The sequence below is a fragment of the Cellvibrio sp. PSBB006 genome (assembly GCF_002162135.1).
In the GTDB taxonomy this organism is placed as follows: Bacteria; Pseudomonadota; Gammaproteobacteria; order Pseudomonadales; family Cellvibrionaceae; genus Cellvibrio.
This window is the reverse complement of the sequence record NZ_CP021382.1, coordinates 1,868,105-1,889,969: the sequence shown is the minus strand read 5'-3', so window position 1 is coordinate 1,889,969 and position 21,865 is coordinate 1,868,105. Positions and strand designations below refer to the sequence as shown.

The 21,865-nt window shown below is 51.4% G+C and carries 19 protein-coding genes; 13 read left to right on the top strand and 6 right to left on the bottom strand.

Annotation, left to right across the window (positions count from 1 at the left end; translation table 11 throughout):
* The first annotated feature begins 100 nt into the window (after positions 1-100).
* The 4 genes from fabZ (at position 101) to rnhB (ending at position 3,232) form a co-directional block, all read left to right on the top strand.
* Complete coding sequence (gene fabZ, locus CBR65_RS07795) at positions 101-538, top strand: 3-hydroxyacyl-ACP dehydratase FabZ (protein ID WP_087466334.1); 438 nt, start codon at positions 101-103, stop codon at positions 536-538.
* A gap of 147 nt (positions 539-685) precedes the next feature.
* A complete protein-coding gene (gene lpxA, locus CBR65_RS07790; RefSeq protein WP_087466333.1) occupies positions 686-1,456 on the top strand; it encodes an acyl-ACP--UDP-N-acetylglucosamine O-acyltransferase in 771 nt (256 codons plus the stop codon).
* 8 nt (positions 1,457-1,464) lie between these two features.
* Positions 1,465-2,631, top strand: a complete 1,167-nt coding sequence (gene lpxB / locus CBR65_RS07785) for a lipid-A-disaccharide synthase (RefSeq protein WP_087466332.1) — start codon at positions 1,465-1,467, stop codon at positions 2,629-2,631.
* Positions 2,618-3,232 (top strand): ribonuclease HII, encoded by a 615-nt coding sequence (rnhB, locus tag CBR65_RS07780; RefSeq protein ID WP_087466331.1) that lies wholly within the window; start codon positions 2,618-2,620, stop codon positions 3,230-3,232. The genes lpxB and rnhB overlap by 14 nt, the downstream gene beginning before the upstream one ends.
* Here rnhB and CBR65_RS22040 read toward each other — a convergent pair.
* A complete protein-coding gene (locus tag CBR65_RS22040; RefSeq protein WP_157672011.1) occupies positions 3,229-3,411 on the bottom strand; it encodes a hypothetical protein in 183 nt (60 codons plus the stop codon). The genes rnhB and CBR65_RS22040 overlap by 4 nt on opposite strands.
* On the opposite strand from CBR65_RS22040, the gene dnaE reads away from it, so the two are divergent.
* Together dnaE and CBR65_RS07770 are read left to right on the top strand one after the other, a co-directional pair.
* Complete coding sequence (gene dnaE, locus CBR65_RS07775; RefSeq protein WP_087466330.1) at positions 3,391-6,891, top strand: DNA polymerase III subunit alpha; 3,501 nt, start codon at positions 3,391-3,393, stop codon at positions 6,889-6,891. The genes CBR65_RS22040 and dnaE overlap by 21 nt on opposite strands.
* A 193-nt stretch (positions 6,892-7,084) precedes the next feature.
* The gene (locus CBR65_RS07770; protein ID WP_087466329.1) at positions 7,085-8,035 is read left to right on the top strand and encodes an acetyl-CoA carboxylase carboxyltransferase subunit alpha; all 951 of its coding nucleotides are present in this window, start codon (positions 7,085-7,087) and stop codon (positions 8,033-8,035) included.
* A gap of 199 nt (positions 8,036-8,234) precedes the next feature.
* Here the strand turns inward: CBR65_RS07770 and CBR65_RS07765 are convergent, their stop codons facing one another.
* The 4 genes from CBR65_RS07765 to yciH form a co-directional block, all read right to left on the bottom strand.
* Entirely contained in the window at positions 8,235-9,824 is a 1,590-nt protein-coding gene (locus CBR65_RS07765) for an ABC-F family ATPase (protein ID WP_087466328.1), read from the bottom strand.
* Positions 9,825-9,963: 139 nt separating this feature from the next.
* On the bottom strand, positions 9,964-10,494 hold the full coding sequence (locus CBR65_RS07760) for an energy transducer TonB (RefSeq protein ID WP_087466327.1): 531 nt from the start codon (positions 10,492-10,494) through the stop codon (positions 9,964-9,966).
* A gap of 81 nt (positions 10,495-10,575) precedes the next feature.
* The gene (locus CBR65_RS07755; protein ID WP_087466326.1) at positions 10,576-10,812 is read right to left on the bottom strand and encodes a DUF3820 family protein; all 237 of its coding nucleotides are present in this window, start codon (positions 10,810-10,812) and stop codon (positions 10,576-10,578) included.
* 1 nt (position 10,813) lies between these two features.
* Positions 10,814-11,140 carry a stress response translation initiation inhibitor YciH gene (gene yciH / locus CBR65_RS07750; protein WP_087466325.1) on the bottom strand — a complete coding sequence of 109 codons (327 nt, stop codon included), beginning with the start codon at positions 11,138-11,140 and terminating at the stop codon, positions 10,814-10,816.
* A 126-nt stretch (positions 11,141-11,266) separates the two neighbouring features.
* On the opposite strand from yciH, the gene CBR65_RS07745 reads away from it, so the two are divergent.
* From CBR65_RS07745 to CBR65_RS07730, 5 genes are all read left to right on the top strand, one after another.
* The gene (locus CBR65_RS07745; RefSeq protein ID WP_087466324.1) at positions 11,267-11,692 is read left to right on the top strand and encodes a cytochrome c; all 426 of its coding nucleotides are present in this window, start codon (positions 11,267-11,269) and stop codon (positions 11,690-11,692) included.
* Positions 11,685-12,884, top strand: coding sequence for a serine hydrolase domain-containing protein (locus CBR65_RS07740; RefSeq protein ID WP_232461391.1), 1,200 nt, complete (start codon positions 11,685-11,687; stop codon positions 12,882-12,884). Before CBR65_RS07745 ends, CBR65_RS07740 begins: the two co-directional genes overlap by 8 nt.
* A 13-nt stretch (positions 12,885-12,897) precedes the next feature.
* Positions 12,898-13,116: a SlyX family protein gene (locus CBR65_RS07735; protein ID WP_087466322.1), complete on the top strand. Its 219-nt coding sequence runs from the start codon at positions 12,898-12,900 to the stop codon at positions 13,114-13,116.
* 259 nt (positions 13,117-13,375) lie between these two features.
* Positions 13,376-15,016 (top strand): PAS domain-containing protein, encoded by a 1,641-nt coding sequence (locus CBR65_RS22470; protein WP_232461390.1) that lies wholly within the window; start codon positions 13,376-13,378, stop codon positions 15,014-15,016.
* On the top strand, positions 14,962-16,656 hold the full coding sequence (locus CBR65_RS07730; protein ID WP_232461389.1) for a bifunctional diguanylate cyclase/phosphodiesterase: 1,695 nt from the start codon (positions 14,962-14,964) through the stop codon (positions 16,654-16,656). The genes CBR65_RS22470 and CBR65_RS07730 overlap by 55 nt, the downstream gene beginning before the upstream one ends.
* A gap of 10 nt (positions 16,657-16,666) precedes the next feature.
* Here the strand turns inward: CBR65_RS07730 and CBR65_RS07725 are convergent, their stop codons facing one another.
* Complete coding sequence (locus CBR65_RS07725) at positions 16,667-18,112, bottom strand: M48 family metalloprotease (protein ID WP_232461388.1); 1,446 nt, start codon at positions 18,110-18,112, stop codon at positions 16,667-16,669.
* Positions 18,113-18,275: 163 nt separating this feature from the next.
* Between CBR65_RS07725 and CBR65_RS07720 the strand changes: the two genes are divergently transcribed.
* Together CBR65_RS07720 and CBR65_RS07715 are read left to right on the top strand one after the other, a co-directional pair.
* Positions 18,276-18,557, top strand: a complete 282-nt coding sequence (locus tag CBR65_RS07720) for a sulfurtransferase TusA family protein (RefSeq protein ID WP_087466321.1) — start codon at positions 18,276-18,278, stop codon at positions 18,555-18,557.
* Positions 18,558-18,674: 117 nt separating this feature from the next.
* Entirely contained in the window at positions 18,675-21,596 is a 2,922-nt protein-coding gene (locus CBR65_RS07715) for an insulinase family protein (RefSeq protein WP_198300903.1), read from the top strand.
* Positions 21,597-21,865 lie beyond the last annotated feature (269 nt).

Below are 21,865 nucleotides of genomic sequence, written 5' to 3'. Positions count from 1 at the left end.
AGGCTTTTGTGCGGTGTGTTGCCTTTTTTGCAACCTGCGTACAAAAGTCTCTTCATATTTTTTATAAGCTTAAAAGCTGAGTATGCAGGGGTCTTCGACCATGATGGATGTGAATGAAATACGCGAATACTTACCTCATCGTTATCCATTTTTATTGGTCGATAGAGTCATAGAGCTGGTGGAGGGCGAATCAATCATCGCCTACAAAAACATTACAGTGAATGAGGAAGTCTTCAACGGTCATTTTCCGCAGGCACCGATTTTCCCCGGCGTCCTGATCATTGAGGCTATGGCTCAGGCTTCCGGAATTCTCGGTTTTAAAAGTGCCAAAAAGAAACCGCAAGATGGCTCTATATACCTGTTTGCGGGAGTGGATGATGTGCGCTTCAAGCGTCAGGTAATTCCCGGTGACCGTCTGCAACTGGAATCCCGTGTCGTCTCGGAAAAGCGTGGGATATGGAAATTCGAGTGCCGTGCAACGGTCGACGGTGCGTTGGCTGCATCGGCAACAATACTTTGTGCCGATCGCAAAATCTGAGCGTGCAAGCATACGCATGGATTGTTGATCCCATAACCTGCACTGACTTTTAAAGTAGGCTTCTGTTCGCTGCTGCTGATATTTGATCGTGAGTGATACAGGTGGATCGACAACACCACAGTCAACCAGAATGGTGAGAATAATTCCTTGATTGATTCACGAGCTATCATCCATCCCTCTGCCAAACTGGCCTCCGATGTTGAGGTCGGTCCCTGGTCTATTATTGGCCCTGATGTGGAAATCGGCGCGGGTACTGTTATCGCGTCGCATGTAATTATCAAAGGCCCCACGGTTATTGGTAAACATAATCGTATCTATCAATTCTCATCGGTCGGTGAGGATACCCCCGATTTGAAGTACAAAGGCGAGCCAACGCGCTTGGTGATTGGTGATAACAACATCATTCGTGAAGGTGTCACCATCCATCGCGGCACTATTCAGGATCGTCACGAAACCACGATTGGTCATCACAATTTATTGATGGCCTATGTACACATCGGTCACGACAGCGTGATTGGTAACCATTGCATTCTGGTGAATAACACCGCATTGGCCGGGCATGTGCACATTGATGACTGGGCTATTCTCAGTGGTTTTACCCTGGTGCATCAGTTTTGCAAGATCGGCGCTCACAGCTTTAGCGGTATGGGTACAGCAATCGGTAAAGATGTGCCGGCGTATGTGATGGTCAACGGTAGCCCCGCGGAAGCAAAAAGCGTAAATGCTGAAGGTTTACGTCGCCGGGGATTTACCTCCGAAGACATTACCAACATCACCAAAGCGTACAAATTGATTTATCGTCGTGGTTTGACACTCGATGAAGCCATTGCAGAACTTGAGCAGATGGCACAAACCAGCAGTGCTCTGAATATTCTCATCGATTCATTAAAATCATCGTCTCGCGGTATAGTGCGCTAGGAGGCGAGATGTCGGATCGTTTGCGTATCGGCATCGTAGTAGGAGAAGCATCGGGAGATATACTCGGCGCAGGGCTCATGACGGCATTGCGCAAACATTTTCCTAACGCAGAATTTTCCGGTATCGGTGGGCCACGCATGTTGGCGCTCGGCTTCCATTCATTTTTCCCGCAGGATCGCCTGGCGGTTATGGGATTAGTGGAACCGTTGAAACGCTTACCGGAACTGCTAAAGATTCGCGCATTTTTACGCGATCATTTTATTGCCAACCCTCCCGCTGTCTTTATCGGTATTGATGCACCGGATTTTAATCTGACCCTTGAAGGCGATTTAAAAGAAAAAGGTATTCTTACCGCTCACTATGTCAGTCCTTCGGTTTGGGCCTGGCGACAAAAACGTGTTCACAAAATAGCGCGCTCCGTTGATTTAATGCTGACGCTATTGCCGTTTGAAGCAGAGTTTTATCAACAGCATCAGGTTCCGGTTGCATTTGTCGGTCACCACCTGGCTGATGAAATTCCGTTGGATGTTGATCAACAAGCTGCACGCAATACTTTGCACATTGCGCAGGATGCCAAAGTTGTGGCGCTGTTACCTGGCAGTCGCAGCAATGAGGTTGAACGACTCGGGCAGCTGTTTATGGAGACGGCGGTACATTGCTTGCGACGTAATCCCGCATTGCAATTTATCATTCCTGCTGCCAATGCAGACCGCTACCGGCAATTGCATTTGCAGCTTAGTAGTTATATTGATTACCCCATCCATCTGGTGAACGGTCAATCGCAAACGGTTATGGCGGCGGCTGATGTCGTCCTGATGGCCTCCGGTACCACCGCCCTCGAAGCCATGCTGCTGAAACGGCCGATGGTGATCGCCTACAAACTATCCTGGCTTTCCTGGGCAATTTTGTCGCGTATGGTAAAAACACCTTATGTCGGTTTACCCAACTTGCTGGCGGGAAAAAAGTTAGTCCCGGAATTATTGCAAGATGATGCAACCCCGGAAAATATGAGCGCAGCCGTAATGCATTATTTTGAGCATCCGCAAGAAACCCAGGCATTGCGCGACACATTTTATGACATGCACCAATCTATAAAACGCCATGCCAGTGATCGCGCGGCGGATGCTATCGCGGAGCTTATTCAAACAAAGGAGCTTCAGCATGACGCTACTTGAGCCATTTATTTCATGTTATCCAGGACATCTGTTTGCCGGAGTCGATGAAGTCGGGCGTGGCCCTTTGGCTTGGGATGTTGTTGCAGCAGCGGTCATCCTGGACCCGGAGCGACCCATTGATGGCTTGAATGATTCCAAAAAGCTTACCGAAAAACGTCGTGAATTTTTATTCGATGAAATTCAGTTGCACGCGAAAAGCTGGTGTATTGCGCGCGCGACCGTTGTTGAAATTGACCAGATTAATATTCTGCAAGCCAGCTTATTGGCCATGACAAGAGCTGTTGAAGGGCTGCATATTCAGCCGGAACATGTGTTGGTGGATGGCAACAAACTACCAAAATGGAAATACGCAGCGGAAGCTGTGGTTAAAGGCGATAGCCGCGTAGCGGCCATTAGCGCGGCATCTATCCTGGCGAAGGTCGCGCGCGACCGGGAGATGCTGGAACTCGACAAACAATATCCCGGTTATGGGTTTGCTGAGCACAAGGGTTATCCGACAAAAGTTCATATGCACGCACTTGAAAAGTTGGGTGTTACGCCGATTCATCGCCAGTCTTATGCGCCGGTTAAGGCGCGAATTGCGCAAATAGAATTGTTCTAATTTCCGACGTTGAAGTAAGGGTCGGGTAGAGGTTTGTGATACACGCCGTGAACCCATCCCTGGGGGCTCGACAGCGGCGTCCTGCCGCTGACGGTCTCACAAACCTCTACCCGATCCTTCCAGATCATCGCGTTAATAAACGTAGAAAGTAAAAGCGTATGACTACTAACTTTGTCCATCTTCGTCTCCATACCGAATTCTCACTGGTCGACAGTCTGGTGCGTATCAAGCCCTTGGTAAAACGTGTGGCTGAATTGAAGATGCCTGCCTGCGCGGTTACCGATCAAACCAATTTTTACGGCCTCATTAAATTTTACAAGGCGGCGCAAGGCGCCGGTATCAAACCGATAGTGGGCAGTGATTTCCTGATGTCGAGTAACGACACTGAAGGCAAGCCTACATTGTTAACCTTGTTGGCGGTAGACAATACCGGCTATAAAAATATTATTGCGTTGATCTCCCGTGCCTGGCAGCACGGCCAACAGCAGGGCGTTGCCTATGTACAGCGCGAATGGATCAGTGAACACAGTGAAGGCGTAATTGCGCTCTCCGGCGGAAAGTTGGGCGATGTCGGTATGTGTTTGCTGGCGGGGCGTGCGGCGCAAGCGCACGAATTGTTGCAGGGTTGGATGCGCGATTTCCCCAATCGTTTTTATCTTGAATTACAGCGCACCGGTCGGGAAAACGATGAAGAATATTTGCATCAGGCCGTTGCGCTGGCGGATGAAATGCAATGCCCGGTGGTTGCTACTAACGATGTGCGTTTTATAAAGCGTGATGAATTTGAAGTTCATGAAGCGCGGGTATGTATCAGCGAAGGCCGCACCCTGGATGACCCGCGCCGTGAGCGCCGCTACAGCGATCAACAATACCTGCGTTCGCCGGAAGAGATGGCGGAGTTGTTCAGTGATATTCCCGAAGCTATCGCTAACACCGTTGAAATCGCCAAGCGCTGTAATGTATCCATTCAAATGGGCAAATACTTCCTGCCCGAATATCCAATTCCTGAGGGAATGACCGAGGCGGGGTTTTTCCGCAAGATTTCCCACGAGGGGTTAGAGGAACGGCTCGAACGTATCCTCGATAAATCAGCGGCGAATTATGCTGAGCGACGCAAAGAGTATGAAGATCGTTTGACCTTCGAGCTCGACATCATTGTGCAGATGGGTTTTCCCGGCTATTTCCTTATCGTGATGGACTTTATCCAGTGGGCTAAAGATCACGATATTCCCGTTGGGCCGGGGCGGGGTTCCGGTGCGGGTTCTCTCGTCGCTTACTCGCTAAAAATTACCGACCTTGATCCGCTTGAATACGATTTGCTGTTCGAACGTTTTCTCAACCCGGAACGGGTTTCCATGCCCGACTTCGATATCGACTTCTGCATGGATAACCGCGATAAAGTGATTTCCTACGTGGCCGATAATTACGGTCGCGATGCGGTCAGCCAGATCATTACCTTCGGTACCATGGCGGCCAAGGCGGTGGTGCGTGATGTGGCACGCGTGCAAGGCAAGTCATACGGGCTTGCAGATAAATTATCCAAGATGATTCCCCCGACGCCGGGCATGACCCTGGAAGCGGCGCTGGAGCAAGAGTCTATCCTGCGTGAATTTTTAGAGATGGACGGCGATGCCCAGGAAATCTGGGAGATGGCCAAGCAATTGGAAGGCTTGACGCGCAACGTCGGTAAGCACGCCGGTGGTGTGGTGATCGCGCCCACCAAACTCACGGATTTCTCACCGCTGTTTTGCGATGAAACCGGTAGCGGCTTGGTAACACAATTCGATAAAAATGATGTGGAAGAAGCGGGCCTGGTAAAGTTCGACTTCCTCGGATTGCGCACCCTGACCATCATCGATTGGGCGCGCCTGATGATCGACAAGCAGCGTGCCAAAAAAGGCGAGCCGCCGCTGGATATCAATGCAATCCCACTGAATGACCAAAAAACCTTTAGCTTGTTAAAGCGCGCAGAGACAACCGCGGTATTCCAGTTGGAATCGCGCGGCATGAAAGATCTGATCAAGCGCTTGCAGCCGGATAATATTGAAGACCTGATCGCATTGGTTGCCTTGTTTCGCCCAGGTCCGTTGGAGTCGGGCATGGTTGATGACTTTATCAACCGGAAACACGGGCGCGCGCAGGTTGCCTATCCCGATGCAAAATTTCAGCATGCCAGCTTGAAGCCGGTGCTTGAACCGACCTACGGCGTTATCGTTTATCAAGAACAGGTTATGCAAATTGCCCAGGTGCTTGCCGGATACACGCTCGGCGGTGCAGACATGTTGCGTCGCGCTATGGGTAAGAAAAAGCCCGAGGAAATGGCCAAGCAGCGCGAAGTATTTGAGGACGGTGCAAAAAAACAAGGCGTCGATCCTGACCTGGCGATCAAAATCTTTGATCTGGTAGAAAAGTTTGCGGGCTACGGTTTTAACAAATCCCACTCGGCTGCTTACGCCATTGTGTCTTACCAAACCGCCTGGTTGAAAGCACATTATCCGGCACACTTTATGGCCGCAACCATGTCATCGGACATGGATAAAACCGACAAGGTAGTAACCTTCATCGAAGAGTGCCGTCAGATGAAGTTGATGCCGTTGCCGCCCGATGTGAACAGCGGTGAATTTCATTTCACGGTGAATGACGCAGGCAATATTATCTATGGTTTGGGCGCTATCAAAGGCTTGGGTGAGGGACCGGTAGACAGCATTATCGCCGCGCGCAATGAAGGTGGGCCGTTTAAAAATTTATTTGATTTCTGCGCGCGTGTTGATCCACGAAAAGTCAACAAGCGCGCGCTGGAAGCACTGATTCGTTCCGGTGCAGCCGATAAGCTCGGGCCGGGTATCAATATCGATCATGATCGCGCGGTGATGTTTGCAGCGATGAATGAGGCAGTGAAAACGGCTGAACAATCTGCCGCGAACAGCAGCGCCGGGATGATGGATTTATTCGGCGATGTAGTGCCCAGTGCCGCTTCTGATGAAGACGTATACCGCGATTTTCATCGCGTGCGCAGTTGGACCATGAAAGAGCGCCTGCACGCGGAAAAAGAAACTCTTGGCTTGTATCTCACTGGTCACCCCATCGACGAATACGACAGTGAATTGAACCATCTGGTGTCATCGCGCATTGCGGATTTGAAACCGGAGAAAAGTAACCAGACCGTTGCGGGCCTGGTTGTTGCGCAACGTGTAATGAAAACCAAGCGCGGCGACACCATGGCTTTTGTAACCCTGGATGATCGTACCGGACGCATTGAAGTGGCAATCTTTTCGGATGCCTACAATCAGTCCCGCGATTTGTTGATGAAAGATGGCTTGCTGGTGATCAACGGCCAGGTGAGTTACGACGATTACAACGGCTTACTGAAGATGCGTGCTGACACCATCAGCCTGTTGTCCGATGTGCGTCAGGAAAAGGCGCGGGAACTATGCCTGGAGCTGGAATCAGGTAATTTGCCGGCAAACTTTATCCGTGAGTTGAGCAGTATTCTTGATCCTTACCGTGAAGGGCGCTGCCCCCTGGTTATCGACTACCAGCGCAGCAACGCACGAGCGCAGCTTCGTCTCGGCAACGCCTGGCTGGTCCGACCGGAGGATGATTTGTTACAACGCCTGCGTGACCAGTATGGAACAGCCAAGGTGCGGCTGGTTTATTAGTCGATCGTCTGCCTGCTAAGCCATTGATTGCTTTTACATTTCATCAGGAAAATACGCCTCGGAGGTCGACTCGCGGGGCACTTTAGCGTATCTTAGGCGACCTTATCGTGCCCGGCATATCTGGAGACTCATCCGGAGTGGCACCTGAATAAATCACCACGCAACACACCCAAACCTTGAGCCAGTTAGTGATATGAATCTGAATTATCTGGATTTTGAACAGCCGATTGCGGTCCTGGAAGGCAAAATCGAAGAGCTGCAACTGGTTGGCAATGCCAACGATCTTAATATTGCGGACGAGATCGCCAAGCTGCGTGAAAAGAGCACCAAGCTGACCGAAAGTATTTATTCCAACCTCACTCCCTGGGACGTCGTTAAGGTGGCCCGCCATCCACAACGTCCTTATACCTCTGATTACATCAGTCGGGTATTTACCGATTGGGACGAGTTGCATGGTGATCGTCACTTTGGTGACGACAAAGCGATCATTGGCGGTGTTGCACGCCTGGATGGCAAGCCGGTGATGGTGATTGGCGAAGAAAAAGGCCGCACCGTGCACGACAAGGTGTACCGTAATTTCGGTATGCCGAAGCCCGAAGGTTATCGCAAGGCATTGCGTCTGATGGAGATGGCAGAGCGCTTCAAATTGCCCGTGTTAACGCTGATTGATACCCCCGGTGCCTACCCGGGTATTGATTCGGAAGAGCGCGGCATCTCCGAAGCTATCGCGCAGAACCTGGCGGTAATGTCACGTTTGCGCACCCCGATTATTTGTACGGTTATCGGCGAAGGTTCATCCGGTGGCGCCTTGGCCATTGGCGTGGGCGATCACCTCAACATGCTGCAATACTCCACTTATTTTGTTATCTCACCGGAAGGCTGCGCCAATATCATCTGGAAGACCGTTGCCAAAGCGCCGGAAGCGGCACAGGCGATGGGTGTTACCTCCAAGGTGTTGGAAGATCTGGGTATCGTGGATGAAACCATTCCTGAACCGCTCGGTGGTGCCCATCGCAATATCGATGCCATGGCAGTAAAACTGCAAGAGCGTTTGGTGGATCAGGTTGATCGCTTGAGTAAGGAACACATTGATAATGTGCTGGAACGTCGTTACCAACGGTTGATGAGTTACGGTAATCCCTAGTTTTTCTGTCTCTAAAGAGTGGCGCTTCGAATCCGTTTGTCATTAGGCCTTTTGTTTCGAAAACGCATGAATACATCCCTGTAGCTCCTTCAAGTCATCCCTGACTTGAAGGTTTCGAAACAAAAGGCCTAACGCCAAACTCGCTAGGGTGCCAATAGATTCTGTAAGCCCGCAATCGCGGGCTTTTTTGTGAGCGAAATTAACTGGTGTAAATTCCCTGGCTCCGCAAATAATCTTCATAGTTACCATGAAAATCAATTAATCCGCTGGGTTGCATATCAATAATTCGCGTAGCGAGCGAAGACACAAATTCACGGTCGTGGCTGACAAAAATCAGCGTGCCGGGGTAGTTTTCCAGCGCCAGGTTCAAAGCCTCAATCGATTCCATATCCAGGTGATTGGTCGGCTCATCAAGCAGCATCACATTCGGATTGATCAAGCTGAGTTTGCCAAACAACATCCGACCTTTTTCACCGCCGGACAATACCTTCACATGCTTTTTAACTTCATCGTTGGAAAACAACATCCGACCCAGCGCGCCGCGCACCAGTTGTTCGTCGCCTTTGGTCCATTGTTTCATCCAGTCGAATAAATTGCTGTCTTCGGTAAAGTCGGCGGCGTGATCTTGTGCGAAGTAACCGATCTCGGCTTGCTCGGCCCACTTTACTGTACCGCTGTCTGGTGTCAGGTCGCCATAAAGGCAGCGTAATAGCGTTGTTTTACCTGCGCCGTTGGGGCCGATGATGGCAATCCGTTCGCCGGCTTCCACTTGCAGGCTCAGGTCATCGAACAGGGTTTTATCGAAGCTTTTGGATACCTGATCGAGGGTGACTGCCTGGCGGTGCAGTTTTTTATTCTGTGTAAACCTTATGTAAGGGCTGACGCGGCTGGAGGGCTTAACGTCTTCCAATTGGATCTTTTCAATTTGTCGCGCGCGTGAGGTGGCTTGTTTCGCTTTGGACGCGTTGGCGGAGAAGCGGCTGACGAAGGTTTGCAGCTCGGCAATCTGCGCTTTCTTTTTGGCATTCTCATTCAGCAACTTTTCCCGCGCCTGGGTTGAGGCCATCATGTAATCATCATAGTTGCCGGGATAAATGCGCAACTCGCCGTAATCCAGATCTGCCATATGCGTGCAGACAGCGTTCAGGAAGTGGCGGTCGTGCGAAATAATAATGATGGTGCTGTTGCGTTGGTTGAGCACGCCTTCAAGCCAGCGAATGGTGTTGATGTCGAGGTTGTTGGTTGGCTCGTCGAGCAGCAGCACTTCGGGATCGGAAAACAAGGCCTGTGCCAGGAGCACACGCAGCTTCCAACCCGGTGCAACCGCGCTCATCAGACCATTGTGTTGTTCAATGGGAATATCCAGACCGAGTAGCAATTCACCGGCCCGCGCTTCAGCGGTATAACCATCCATCTCGGCAAAGGCGACTTCGAGTTCTGCCACGCGCATGCCGTCCGCTTCACTCATCTCCGCCTGGTTGTAGATGCGGTCGCGTTCGGATTTCACTTGCCAGAGTTCAGTATGTCCCATAATCACCGTATCGAGCACGGTGAAATCTTCATAGGCAAATTGATCCTGTTTGAGTTTCCCGAGGCGCGTATTCGGTTCCAGCATCACCTGGCCGGCGGACGCTTCCAGGTCACCGCCGAGGATCTTCATAAACGTGGATTTGCCGCAACCGTTGGCACCAATCAGGCCGTAACGGTTGCCGTTATTGAATTTGACGGACACATTTTCAAACAGGGGCTTTGCACCAAATTGCATGGTGATATTGGCGGTGGAGATCACAGGTTAACGTCTCTGGATATGGCTGCTGGCCGAGTTAAAAGGCGGGCATTCTAGCGTAATTGATGTCAGGACAGGGATTTTTTGGCTACAACGGCCCCGGCGATTGCCGAGGCGCGGCGAGAAATGGGGCAAAGATTGATCAGGCGTTAGCCAGCAGGCGGTCGTATTTGCGACTCAGCATGTCATAAAACTGCTCGCGGATCTGTAAGATTGATTGTTTCAAGGCAGTAATTTGTTCCTGGGTAATATCCTGGCGGCCGACGTACACTTGCTTGCGGAACAACGCAATTCTGGCGCCGTATAAGCGCAAGCTGCGCTCCATGTTCTTTTCCCCCAGCATCAGCAATTTGGCTTCTGCCTCCGCCAGTTTTTTGAACTCTGCTACCAGCTCAGCATTTATCACATCCAGTTCCAGCTTGCGCGCCACGGGCCACTTTTCGCCGAACTGAATGGACTCCAATACCAGTGTCGAATATTTGGCGAAGATATGGCTTACCGTCCCCACATTGGCGGATACCTCCTCCAAAACCTGTAAGCGCCGATTGCCCGGTGACAATGTTTGTGTTTGCTGGCGCCGCAGTACCAGCCAGCCGCTTAATACGGCAATCAGGGCACCAAACCCCATCTTGAGTGAGGTTTCACTCAGCTGTAATAAGGTTTCCATATCCATGCATGCTACCTCTCTGTCAAAAAAACGGCGTTGGGAATAATTACCAGAGGTAGAGCAAAAAGCAGGCCAGTAAAAGGGGGGTTAATTGCGGCCAGCGGCGCGCAGAGGTTTCAACAAACCTTCGAGGCCATTCAGTTTAATTTCGTACAGCAACGCCAGCTGTTGGCCCAGTTTGCCTTTGGGGAAACCCTTGCCCGCCATCCACACCAGATAGGGTTCCGGCAAGTCGGCCAGCAGGCGGCCCTGGTATTTGCCGAAGGGCATCTCCTGGGTAACGAGGTCACGCAACAGTTGGGGATCGGGTTGATTGCTGTCCATCTCAACCACCGGCAAGCTTGACGGTGTAACCGCGCTTTTCCAGATCGGTCTTGATCTTGTCGCGGTGATCACCCTGGATTTCAATGACGCCATCTTTTACCGCGCCGCCACCGCCGCAGAGTTGTTTTAACTGCTTGGCGATATTTTTCAACTCATCACCGGTTGTTGGGATGCCGCTTATCGTGGTGACGCCTTTGCCGTTACGGCCAGCGGTTTCACGACGAATGCGGACAATACCGTCGCCTTGGGGGGCCGCTTGGGGAGACGCTTTTTCTTCTTTGATACGACCAGTTTCGGTGGAATAGACCAGGCGGCTGTTTTTACTCATAAAGATCCCCCATTAGACGAGCATTAGACTGGCGGTGATGATAGCGCAATTGGCTTGGGTGGTGCCGGGTGAGCAGTGTTAGAATTCCGCGCGTTTTCAACTTATAACCATTAATCGGGTACCCGTGTGAAGCTGACTAACTTATTCATTCTGCCCCGTGCCCTTAGCGCGGTCGGGTTATTGCTGGCCTTGCTGGCTTGTTCAGATCAGGCGCCATCGCCGGCAACAGCCTTGTCGCAGGAAGAGCAGCGGGTCCAGATGGGCAGCCAGACAGCGCGCATGTGTGTCGGATGCCATGGCCCCAAGGGCATCTCGCGAGTGGCTTCTTATCCTTCCATCGCCGGCCGACCGCAGGCCTATCTGGCGGAACAGCTGCGCGCATTTCGCGACGGAACCAGGGAAAACCCGATGATGAGTTCCATCGCAAAGACTATGGATGATGAAGATATTCTGGCATTGAGCTATTACTTTGCCAGCCTTCCCGGCCCGGTTGTGGCAGATGAGCAAGCCCCGAAGCAAGCACATGATAAAAGGGAGCAAACACATGATTGAGGGTAAATGGGATAACGCCTGGGAACCCGTCGTTGAGGCATTCACGCGCAATTTTACCGAGATGGGTGAGCAGGGCGCAGCGCTGGCGATCTATCGCTTCGGTGAGCCGGTAGTCAATATCTGGGCCGGCGTGCGTGACAATCAGGGGGCCGGAGTAACAGGGCAGCCTTGGCAGGAAGACACCTGCGTCAATATTTTTTCCGTCGGCAAAGCATTGGTGGCATTGTGCGTCCTGCAATTGGCAGAGCGTGGCTCGCTTGTTCTGGATAAACCAGTCGCGGATTATTGGCCGGAATTTGCGCAGGAAAACAAAGGTGATATCACCATTCGCCAGGTGATGTGTCACCGCACCGGCCTGTCAGCTTTTCGCGGCCTGCTGGAATACGAAGACATCTTCGACTGGCAGAAAATGGTCGACGAAATTGCCGCGTTAAAACCCTGGTGGGAACCTGGTACCGCCCAAGGGTATTCACCGTTTATTTACGGCTGGATTTTGGGTGAATTGATTAAACGAGCCAGTGGTTGCGCCAGCTTCGATGACTATTTTCAGCGCGAAGTGGCCCAGCCTTTAGGTATTCGCTGCCGCTTTGGCGTACCACCGGAGCAGCAAGTCCATTTGGCAGATACCGCGCCCTTGAAAAACCCCAACGGGTTGGTCATCAACAGTCATGGTGCGGATAGCCTGGCGTTGGGCAAGATCATGAAAGCCGACCCGCGGGGCGTGACCAACCGGGCATTCGGCAATCCGGTGAGCTTTATGACGGCTACCAACAGCCCGGCCTGGCGGCAGGCACAGATTCCAGCGGCCAATGGTCACACCAATGCGGTGGCGCTGGCCAGGATCTTCGGCGCATTAGCCAATGAAGGGCGTCTGGATGATGTGGAGCTGTTGTCACCGGCCCAACGCCAGCTTTGTTCGCAGGAACTGTCTGCAGAGGATGATCGTGTCTTAGGGTTACGTCTGCGTTTCGGTCACGGGTTTATGCTGCCCCAGGATCGCCCGGATTGTCGCTTCGGGCGCGGCGCAACGGCATTCGGTCATCCGGGTTCTGGCGGCTCGCTGGGTTTTGCGGACCCGGATTACGGTTTGGGGTTTGGTTATGTAACCTCGCGCATGGGCCAAAGCCTGTTAATTGATCATCGGGCCATCCGTTTGATTGATGCAGCGTATCAACATGTGATTAACGCTTGACGGGGAAACCGCTATGAACGAACTGCAAGAGCAACTGATAGAACTGCAAACCCGGGTCGCCTTTCAGGAGGATACCCTGACGCAACTGAATCAGGTGGTTGCCAAACAAGACCAGGAAATCCTGACCTTGCAACAACAGCTGCGCCTGCTGGCCAAGCGTCTTGATGACGCGCTTTATCAACAGGAGCAGGGCGACGAAAAACCGCTCGACGAACGGCCGCCACACTACTGAGTGAAGCGAGTACTGCATTAGATAGGTTTGCCGGGATTTTTGTCGCCAGGTAGCATTTTCCCGAATAAAAAATTCACACTTCTTAACAGAATGCCGGCGATCTTCGCTGGCGTTTCGGTCATTTTTTCAATTCATCAGCAGTCTGATAATTCTTGTCTACACTTATGGCTATCAGCGGTCGTGACAAAGGGTTTCACTTCTGAATCAACCACTAAAACAAACGGGCCTGCAATTCGACAGCGCATTATATGCCTCGGAGATGGCGGTATGGTGCCTGCGTCCGCAAAGCGGTGAACTGCAGGTATCCGCGCACTTCTACGATCTGTTGCCGGAGCTGGTTGTACCCCTTGCCAGAATCGACGATCTCCTGTCGCTGATGCCGGCGGCAGATAGCTATATATTTCAAAAAACCTTTGGCATTAACACGCTTACCCAATCTTCACACCATCCGGCACAAATGCATTCATGCGAAGTGCGCCTCGCTGCGTTAGTGAGCTCACCGCGTTTGCGTTTTATTGGTCGAATAACGCGTGATATCCACAGCGAAGCGGGGCTTTGTTTTCAAGGTGTTGTGGTTAGCAGCAATCATTGGTTGGCTAATCCTGGCCCGGAAACGATTCAACAATGGTTAGGGAATTTATTTGCTGAAAGTCCTGTTCCCAGCATCATGACAGACAGCACCGGCATTGTGTTGCAGCAAAACCAGGCGCTTGAAAAACTCCTCAATCTCACGCCGCGCCAGGCAATCAGGGCAGTTGGGCACTACAATTTATTCAAAGACAAAAACATCAGCGCCGATACGCATGCATTAACGCAAATAAAGCGGGCATATGAACAAGGGCACAGTGTCAGTTTTGACTTGTATTATCCACTGGGTCATCTGCATCGCAATAAATTATTGGATAAGCCGAAGCTTTATTTGCGTGCGCACTTTCTGCCGTTGAAAGATCGCAATGGCAAGGTAGCCCGAATGCTGGTGCAGATACAGGACTGTTCGCTGGAGTTCGGTGCCAGCGAAGCCTTACAGCAACAGGATCAATTACTTTACAGCTTGATTAATAATTCCCGGAGCCTGATTACCGTCAAGTCGGTAACGGGACATTATCTGTTGGTAAACCAGAGTTTTTCATCCTGGCTCGGTCGTGACCTCGAAGAAATATGCGGTAAAACGGATGCGGAATTATTTGACCCGGCTACGGCAGCGCGGCTTGCCTGGCAGGACCAACAAATACTGCAAGGCCATGATGTGGCGCAAGCGGAGGAAATATTACCCGCGCAGGATGGCGCACAAGGCGAAAAGTTTAGAAGTACCTTTGTCAGTGCCCGTTTTCCGGTTAAGGATGCGGCCGATAATGTTGTTGGCGTGGGCCAGGTGTTGACAGAAATCAGCCGTCAAAAAGCGATTGAGGAAACCTTGGAAAATCAACGCAAAGAATTACATTTACTGCTCGATTCCATGCATTCGGCGATTTGGTACCTGGATCGTTGGGGCATGATCAAGGACAGTAATTTATTAGCGCTTAAATTGATTGGCGATGCTGCAGCCGGAAAGAGTTTTATCGAGGTTGCCCGTTTTTGGGATGATCCGGCGGAGCGTCAACGTGAAATCATGCAAGTGATTCGCACGGGCCAACCCATACTGAAATCCATCGAAAGTACCCACGTTGATGGTGCGCAGTGTTGGTTTACCGTCGATAAAATTCCCACCCTGGATAATGCCGGTCAAGTCAGCGGTTTGTTGCTGGTAATGACCGATATTACCGACAATTTAATTAAAGAGCGCGCCCTTGAAGAAAGTGAAGCGCGCTACAAAGCATTTATCGCCAACAGCTCTGAAGCCATCTGGTGTTACGACATGATCCCCCGGTCGACACCACCGCAGAGCTGGAACAACAGGTAACAGATATTGCACAGAGTGCGCGGTTATCCGAGTGCAACAAAGTGCTGGTGCGAATGTTGGGAGCACAGGATATTAACGAGATTTTGGGTTCAGGTTTGGTGGATAGCGGGTCGCAAAATTACCTGTTTGATCTACACCACTTCGTGGAAAAACGTTATCAATTGGTTGATCACGATATTGTGCGCGAAGACAGCAAAGGCCGCCGTCTGTGCTATCAAATTTCCTGCGTCGGCGTGGTAGAAAATGGGTTGTTGCGTCGGGTCTGGGGAACCACCAAAGATATTACGGCACGCAAACGTTATGAAGATCGTCTCGAATACCAGTCTACCCATGATGCGCTCACCAAGTTGCCGAACCGAATCAAACTCTATCGCGAGATAGACCACTGGATTCACCACCGCGAAGAAGGGCATTTGTGTGCTCTGATGCTGATCGATCTGGATCGCTTTAAAGAGATCAACGATACCTTGGGGCATCAGGTCGGCGATCGTCTTCTTCAGTTGATCGGTCCGCGCCTGGAGACAGAAATGTCCGAGATGCCGGGTTTGATCGCGCGTCTTGGGGGTGATGAGTTTGCCATCTTCTTGCCGCGCATCCGCAATCAGCGGCAAGCGATAGTCTTTGGCCACCGCGTGCTGGACGCCCTGCGCCAGGAATTTGATGTTGAAGGTTTTTGTACCGAGATCAGTGCCAGTATCGGGATTTCCTTGTGCCCGAACCAGGCAAAGGATGTCAGTACCATGATGCGTTATGCCGATGTGGCCATGTACCGCGCCAAGACAGAAATGTCCGGGCTGTCGCTATACAACCCGGAATACGATCCGCATTCACCCAAGCGTCTGGCGCTGATGGGTGAGTTGGGCCGCGCAATTCGTGAAGATCAATTGCGCTTATATTTCCAACCCAAGGTCTCGCTGGAATCCAATTGCTTTTATGGGTTTGAAGCGCTGTTGCGCTGGAACCATCCGGAGCTGGGGTTTGTGCCTCCCGGCGAGTTTATACCGATTGTTGAAATGACCAGTTTGATTCACCCCATGACGGCCTGGGTGCTGGAAAAAAGTATCGAGCAGTGTCGGTCGTGGCACGATCAGGGGCTGGCGGTGACGGTGGCGGTGAATTTGTCTGCGCGCAATCTGCTTGATGAAAACATGCCCAAACAAATTATGCGTCTGTTGCAGCAATACCAGTTACCGCCCAAGTATCTTGAATTGGAAATCACCGAAAGCTCTATCATGACCGACCCCAACCGCGCTATGCGGGTATTGGATCAGTTGCACGAGCTGGGCGTGTTGCTGGCTATTGATGATTTCGGCACCGGCTACTCCTCCCTTGCATACCTCAAACGACTGCCGGTACAAACGCTCAAGATTGATTATTCATTTGTGCGCAATATGCTTGAAGATAAACAGGACGAAGTCATCGTGAATTCCACCATCCATCTTGCTCACAACCTGGGTCTGAAAGTGGTGGCAGAAGGTGTGGAAAACGAAGAATTATTGCGGCGTTTGAATATGATGGGTTGCGATGATGCCCAAGGCTATCATATCGGCCGACCCATGCCTGCGGACAAGGCGGACGAATGGGTCAGCAACTCGGATTGGACCAAAAATTTTTCGCGCACAGTTATTCCTTCAAATTAGCCCGGAAGGGCTAAAAGTTTTGTTCCTGCCGCTGGCGCTCCACGTATTTCAATCGTTCTTCCAGTAAAGCAGTGCGGTGGAAGTTGCCTTGTGCCAGCTTTAACGCATTGCGCAATTGAATCTGCGCGCGATCATACACACCGTTGAGAATAAAATATTCGGCGCGTGCTTCGTGCACACCGAGAATATTTCCCGCCAATCCGTAGACTTCTGCTAACAGATACCAGACATAGTCATCTTTATTGCGCTGCCGTGAATAGCGTTCTAACACGGCGGCACTGCCCTCATAGTCACCTGCTTTCATCAGGGCTTCGGCGTAGCGCACGATGACCGGATGACTGCCGGGATTTTTATCCAGCAGGGCTTCCAGGTCTTTAAGTGCAGGCTTGTAATTTCGGGCGGCCACTTCAATATCATTGGCCATGATGAGATAGCTCAGCCTCTCGGGATCTTTTTCCAGTAAGGGTTTGAGCGTAGCCCTGGCTTCGGCAAATTGCTGCGCATCGGTATAAGCCAGTACAAGACCGTAGCGGCTGGCATCGGCCGATGCACTGTCTCCCTGAACCTCGCCTTTAAACCGCTTGACCGCTAATTGCGGTGTTTCTTCACTCCTGACCCGAATGCGGGTGCGCATCAACTGGAATTCGAGGTTATCGTCGTATTGCTTACGTGGATACTGCATCGCGCGGTTGCGGGCATCCGAGATACGGCTTTCGGTAATCGGGTGCGTCAGCAGGAATTCCGGGGGGCGGCGGCCATAGCGACTGCCGCGCAGCATCTCTTCGAACATGTCGGAGGCGGCGTAGGGATCTAACCCCGCCTCAATCATGGTTTGCATACCGATGCGGTCGGCTTCCTGTTCATTTTGTCGGCTGAAGCGCAATTGCGCATCAATCGCCGCTGCCTGGGTGGTTGCCAGGGCTGCCAGGCCCGCATCGCTGTTGGAGCCGCTGGTGGCGAGCAACACCAGACTGGCCAGCATCCCGGCATAAAAGGGCGCAGCCATGTTTTTTTGTTGTTCAAGTTGGCGGGCATAATGGCGCTGGCTCAAGTGCGCCAGTTCGTGAGCCAGAACTGCCGCCAGCTGGTTTTCGGTTCTGGCATAGGTCAGCAAACCGGTGTGGACGCCGATGATGCCGCCTGGTACGGCAAAGGCATTGAGGGTATCGTTCTGGACCAGCACCAATTCCAGGTCTTTGTTGTCCAGCTGGCTGTGGATCGCCAACCGATTCAGCAGTTTTTCGAGGTAATCGATAATCAATGGATCAGAGGACGTGGGAACCTGACTACGGTACAATCGCAACCACTTTTGCCCAAGTACACGCTCCTGCACTGGTGAAATCATGCTGGAGCTGGTGTCTCCCAACATCGGAAGTTCTATCTCCGCCGCCGCATTCATAGCGATGCCGCTTGCGAGAATCATTGGAATCAGCAAGGTTTTGCGAAACACAGACACAGTTGTTGGCACTCCTCCGGGTGGCGATCTAGCGGCCGTTACTCTAGCGTCTTTGCTGGCCAAAGGCTACGGCCGGCGGATAGACAGGCTTTGGACTAATATGCGCCAACTTTGTTCAACCCGGACTCGGCAGGGTTCCATAGCATAAACGGGTTTTATTGGCATGAATGATCCAAATCAGCAGTTGCCGCGCATTGCATATGAAGAGATCACAACACATGTTGTGACGACGGACGTCGATGCCAGTGGATTGCGTTGTCCTTTGCCGCTCCTGCGTGCCAAACAGACGCTGCGTGAGCTGGCATCCGGTGAGTTACTGAGGGTGAGAGCCACGGATGCCGGGTCGGTGCGTGACTTTTATGCGTTTGCGGAAATCAGCGGCCATGCCCTGGAGGGTTTTTGTGAGCAGGATGGTTGCTATCTGTATCTGCTGCGGAAAAAGTAGATCCTGTGCAGTAGGTCCCCGTGCTGCACCCTACAAGAGATCGGAAACAACGTTATAGCAAAGCCAGGACGTGCCAGGCGTTCTCCGGTAACGCGTTAAATGAAGGTGATTGTGTTAATGAATAGCGTAAGTCGTTTTGCCCGGCATCTTTACTGGTTGTTACTTTGCTCTGCGTGCTTGCTGCGCAGCGGCTTGGTTGCCGCGCAGGAAGACCTGGCGGTACCTGATGATGGTCCGGCGGTGACTGCCGTTGTTGATGTCATCAAGAGCGAAAATGATGAGCGCGAATATCGTTATCTCACGTTGAAAAACAAGCTGCGGGTGCTGTTGGTATCCGATGCAGATACCGAAAAGTCAGCCGCCGCACTCGATGTGTTTATCGGGCACAACCAAAACCCCGCCGACCGCCAGGGGCTCGCCCATTTTCTTGAGCACATGTTGTTTCTTGGTACGGAAAAATACCCGGAAGCGGGCGAGTACCAGGCATTTATCAGTCAGCACGGCGGAAACCACAATGCGTTTACCGCACCGGAACACACCAATTATTTTTTCGATATCGATAGCGGTTATCTCGATCCGGCGCTGGATCGCTTTGCCCAATTTTTTATTGCTCCGTTATTTGATGCTGGTTATGTCGAGCGCGAGCGCAATGCAGTGAATTCGGAATATCTGGCGCGTATAAACGATGATGCGCGGCGCATGCTCGATGTGTATCGCGAAGTGCTCAACCCGGAGCATCCGGCGGCCCAATTTTCTGTGGGCAGCCAGGAGACACTCGCCGATCGTGAAGATGATGCTGTGCGCGATGATCTAATCGACTTCTATCGCCAATATTATTCAGCTGACGCCATGACATTGGTTGTGCTCGGAAAAGAATCCCTGGATGAGCTGCAAAAAATGGTGGTGGGCCGCTTTGGCAATATTCCGTCGCACACCGTCGAACTTGCAGATAAATATCCGCCGCTTTTTCCGGCGAATTTCCTTCCTGCCGCCATCAGCATAAAACCGGAAAAAGAACTACGACAACTGTCTATGCTTTTTCCAATCCCTGAACCTTGGGATACCTATAACAAGAAACCCTGGCATTACATCGGCAATTTATTGGGACACGAAGGCAAGGGCAGTGTGCTGTCCCTATTGAAAGATCTCGGTTGGGCCGAAGGGCTGAGCGCCGGTGTGGGGGCCAGTACGCGCCACGACGCATTCTTCCAGATTACTGTTCAACTGACCGAGAAGGGGACACGAGCACGCGATCAAATAGTTCCCTTGATGTTTTACATGATTGAACAATTGCAGGCTCGCGGTCTGAAAGACTGGCGCTACAACGAACTCAAGGAATTGGCTGATATCGATTTTCGCTTCCAGGAACAGGCTCCTCCGATTGATACGGTAAGGAGTCTGGCTTCTGTAATGCACATCTATCAGCCGCAGGATGTGCTGCGCGGTGATTTTCTTTATACCGCCTACGATGAAAAATTAATTCAACAATGCTTGAGTTATCTGCGCAGTGATAATGTGATGACCGTGTTTGTTGCCCCGGATTTGACCACAGACAGGCTATCCGGTTTTTATCAAACACCTTACGCCGTTGAAAAAATCAAATTTGAAGAATACGAAATAAAACCGAGCGTGCGGAAGAAATTATATTTTCCCGAACCGAATGCTTTTATTCCGACACGTCTGGCGGTCAAATCCCAGTTGCTGTTGCCCACGCCCAGTGAAAGTGCCGCGCCGCGTATCGCGGATCGGCCGCAAGTGGTGATACGCAATGAGCGAACCCGTGCCTGGTTTAAGCAGGATCAACAATTTCATGTGCCCAAGGCCAGGATTAACCTGCGTTTAAAATTACCACTGGTGGCGGCCAATGCGGAGGGTGCAGCCCAGACGCAATTGTTTGCGGCGCTGGTGATGGACGAATTAAATGAATTTTCCTATCCGGCGCGTCTGGCTGGTTTGAACTACTCGGTACGCGCCAACACGCGTGGCCTGGATATTTCCATTGATGGCTATAGCAGTCGTCAGGGACTACTGCTGAGCAAGATAGCCAAAGCGGTTCGCAAAGGCCGCTTCACCCAGGAGCGTTTTGCCAATCTCAAGCAGGAGTTGATTCGCAACTGGCGCAATGACAACAAGAACACACCTTACATTGTGCTGGCTGGGCAAATACCGGTGCTGCATTACGAGCCCTATTGGAGTAACGAAGAACTGGTGAGCGGGCTGGAAAACAAAACCCTTGAACAATTTCACCAGTTTGCAACTCGGTTGTTGCGCGACGGCACCATGGAAGCATTGTTGTACGGCAATTTATTCCGGCAGGAAGCTATTAAGCTTGCTGCACTGGCAGAGTATGAATTACTCGGCGCACGCACTGGCAGACCAGAACCGACCGCTCGTCTTTATCAACTTTCGGCAAAACAGGAGAAACCCTGGTTATACCGTCACACCCTTGATCACAATGATCGCGTGGTGCAGTTATATATCCAAAGCTTGCAGCCAGGTATCGTTGATACGGCGCACATGAAATTGTTGCAGCAAATGTTACAGCCGGCTTTCTTTGACAGCTTGCGTACCGAAAAACAGCTGGGCTATATCGTGAGTGTTTTCCCCATGCCGATACGCGATCTTGAAGGAACGGTGTTTGTTGTCCAATCACCTGCGACGGATGAAGCGCAAATCGTGCAGGAAATTGATGGCTTCCTGACGGACTATGCAAAAGTGTTGGGCAAACATTTAGCGGAAAATAAACAATCCCTGGTGCGTGAACTGAAAAAGCCGGCGCGCACATTGACAGAACAGGCGGCAATCTATTGGGAAAGTATTCTGCTCGAAGATGAAGAGTTTGAGAGACGTCAACAGATAGCAGCGGCTGTCGCCGGTATTACTGAAGAATCACTGGGTAATTATTATCAGCGCGTTATACTCGAAAAACAGCGGCGGCTTTGGTTGACGTCGCAACGAATGTCTGACACAGAAAACTTTCGCTTGTTGAATGACCGCGATGTTTATCATGAACAATTGGATAGTCTGGTGTATCCATAAATTTGTTGAATTTTCCTGCGTTGTTTTTAGGGTTAAAGCCGTTGTCAACCGACAACGTTATCCTTGACAACCTTGTCTGCAATCGTAAATAGGCTGTGTAAAAAATGGGCAATGTTTTTTGCTTGCTCCGCACTGCTCCTGTGGTTAGCCCAGTGTAAGGAGCGGGGCTGGTAAAAAAACGCCATATATGTAAGAATTCGGGGATTTTTTCGCTCCGACGCTGGAGCGAAACCGCCAATAAACCTACAGAAATCAATGACTTCTGTGAC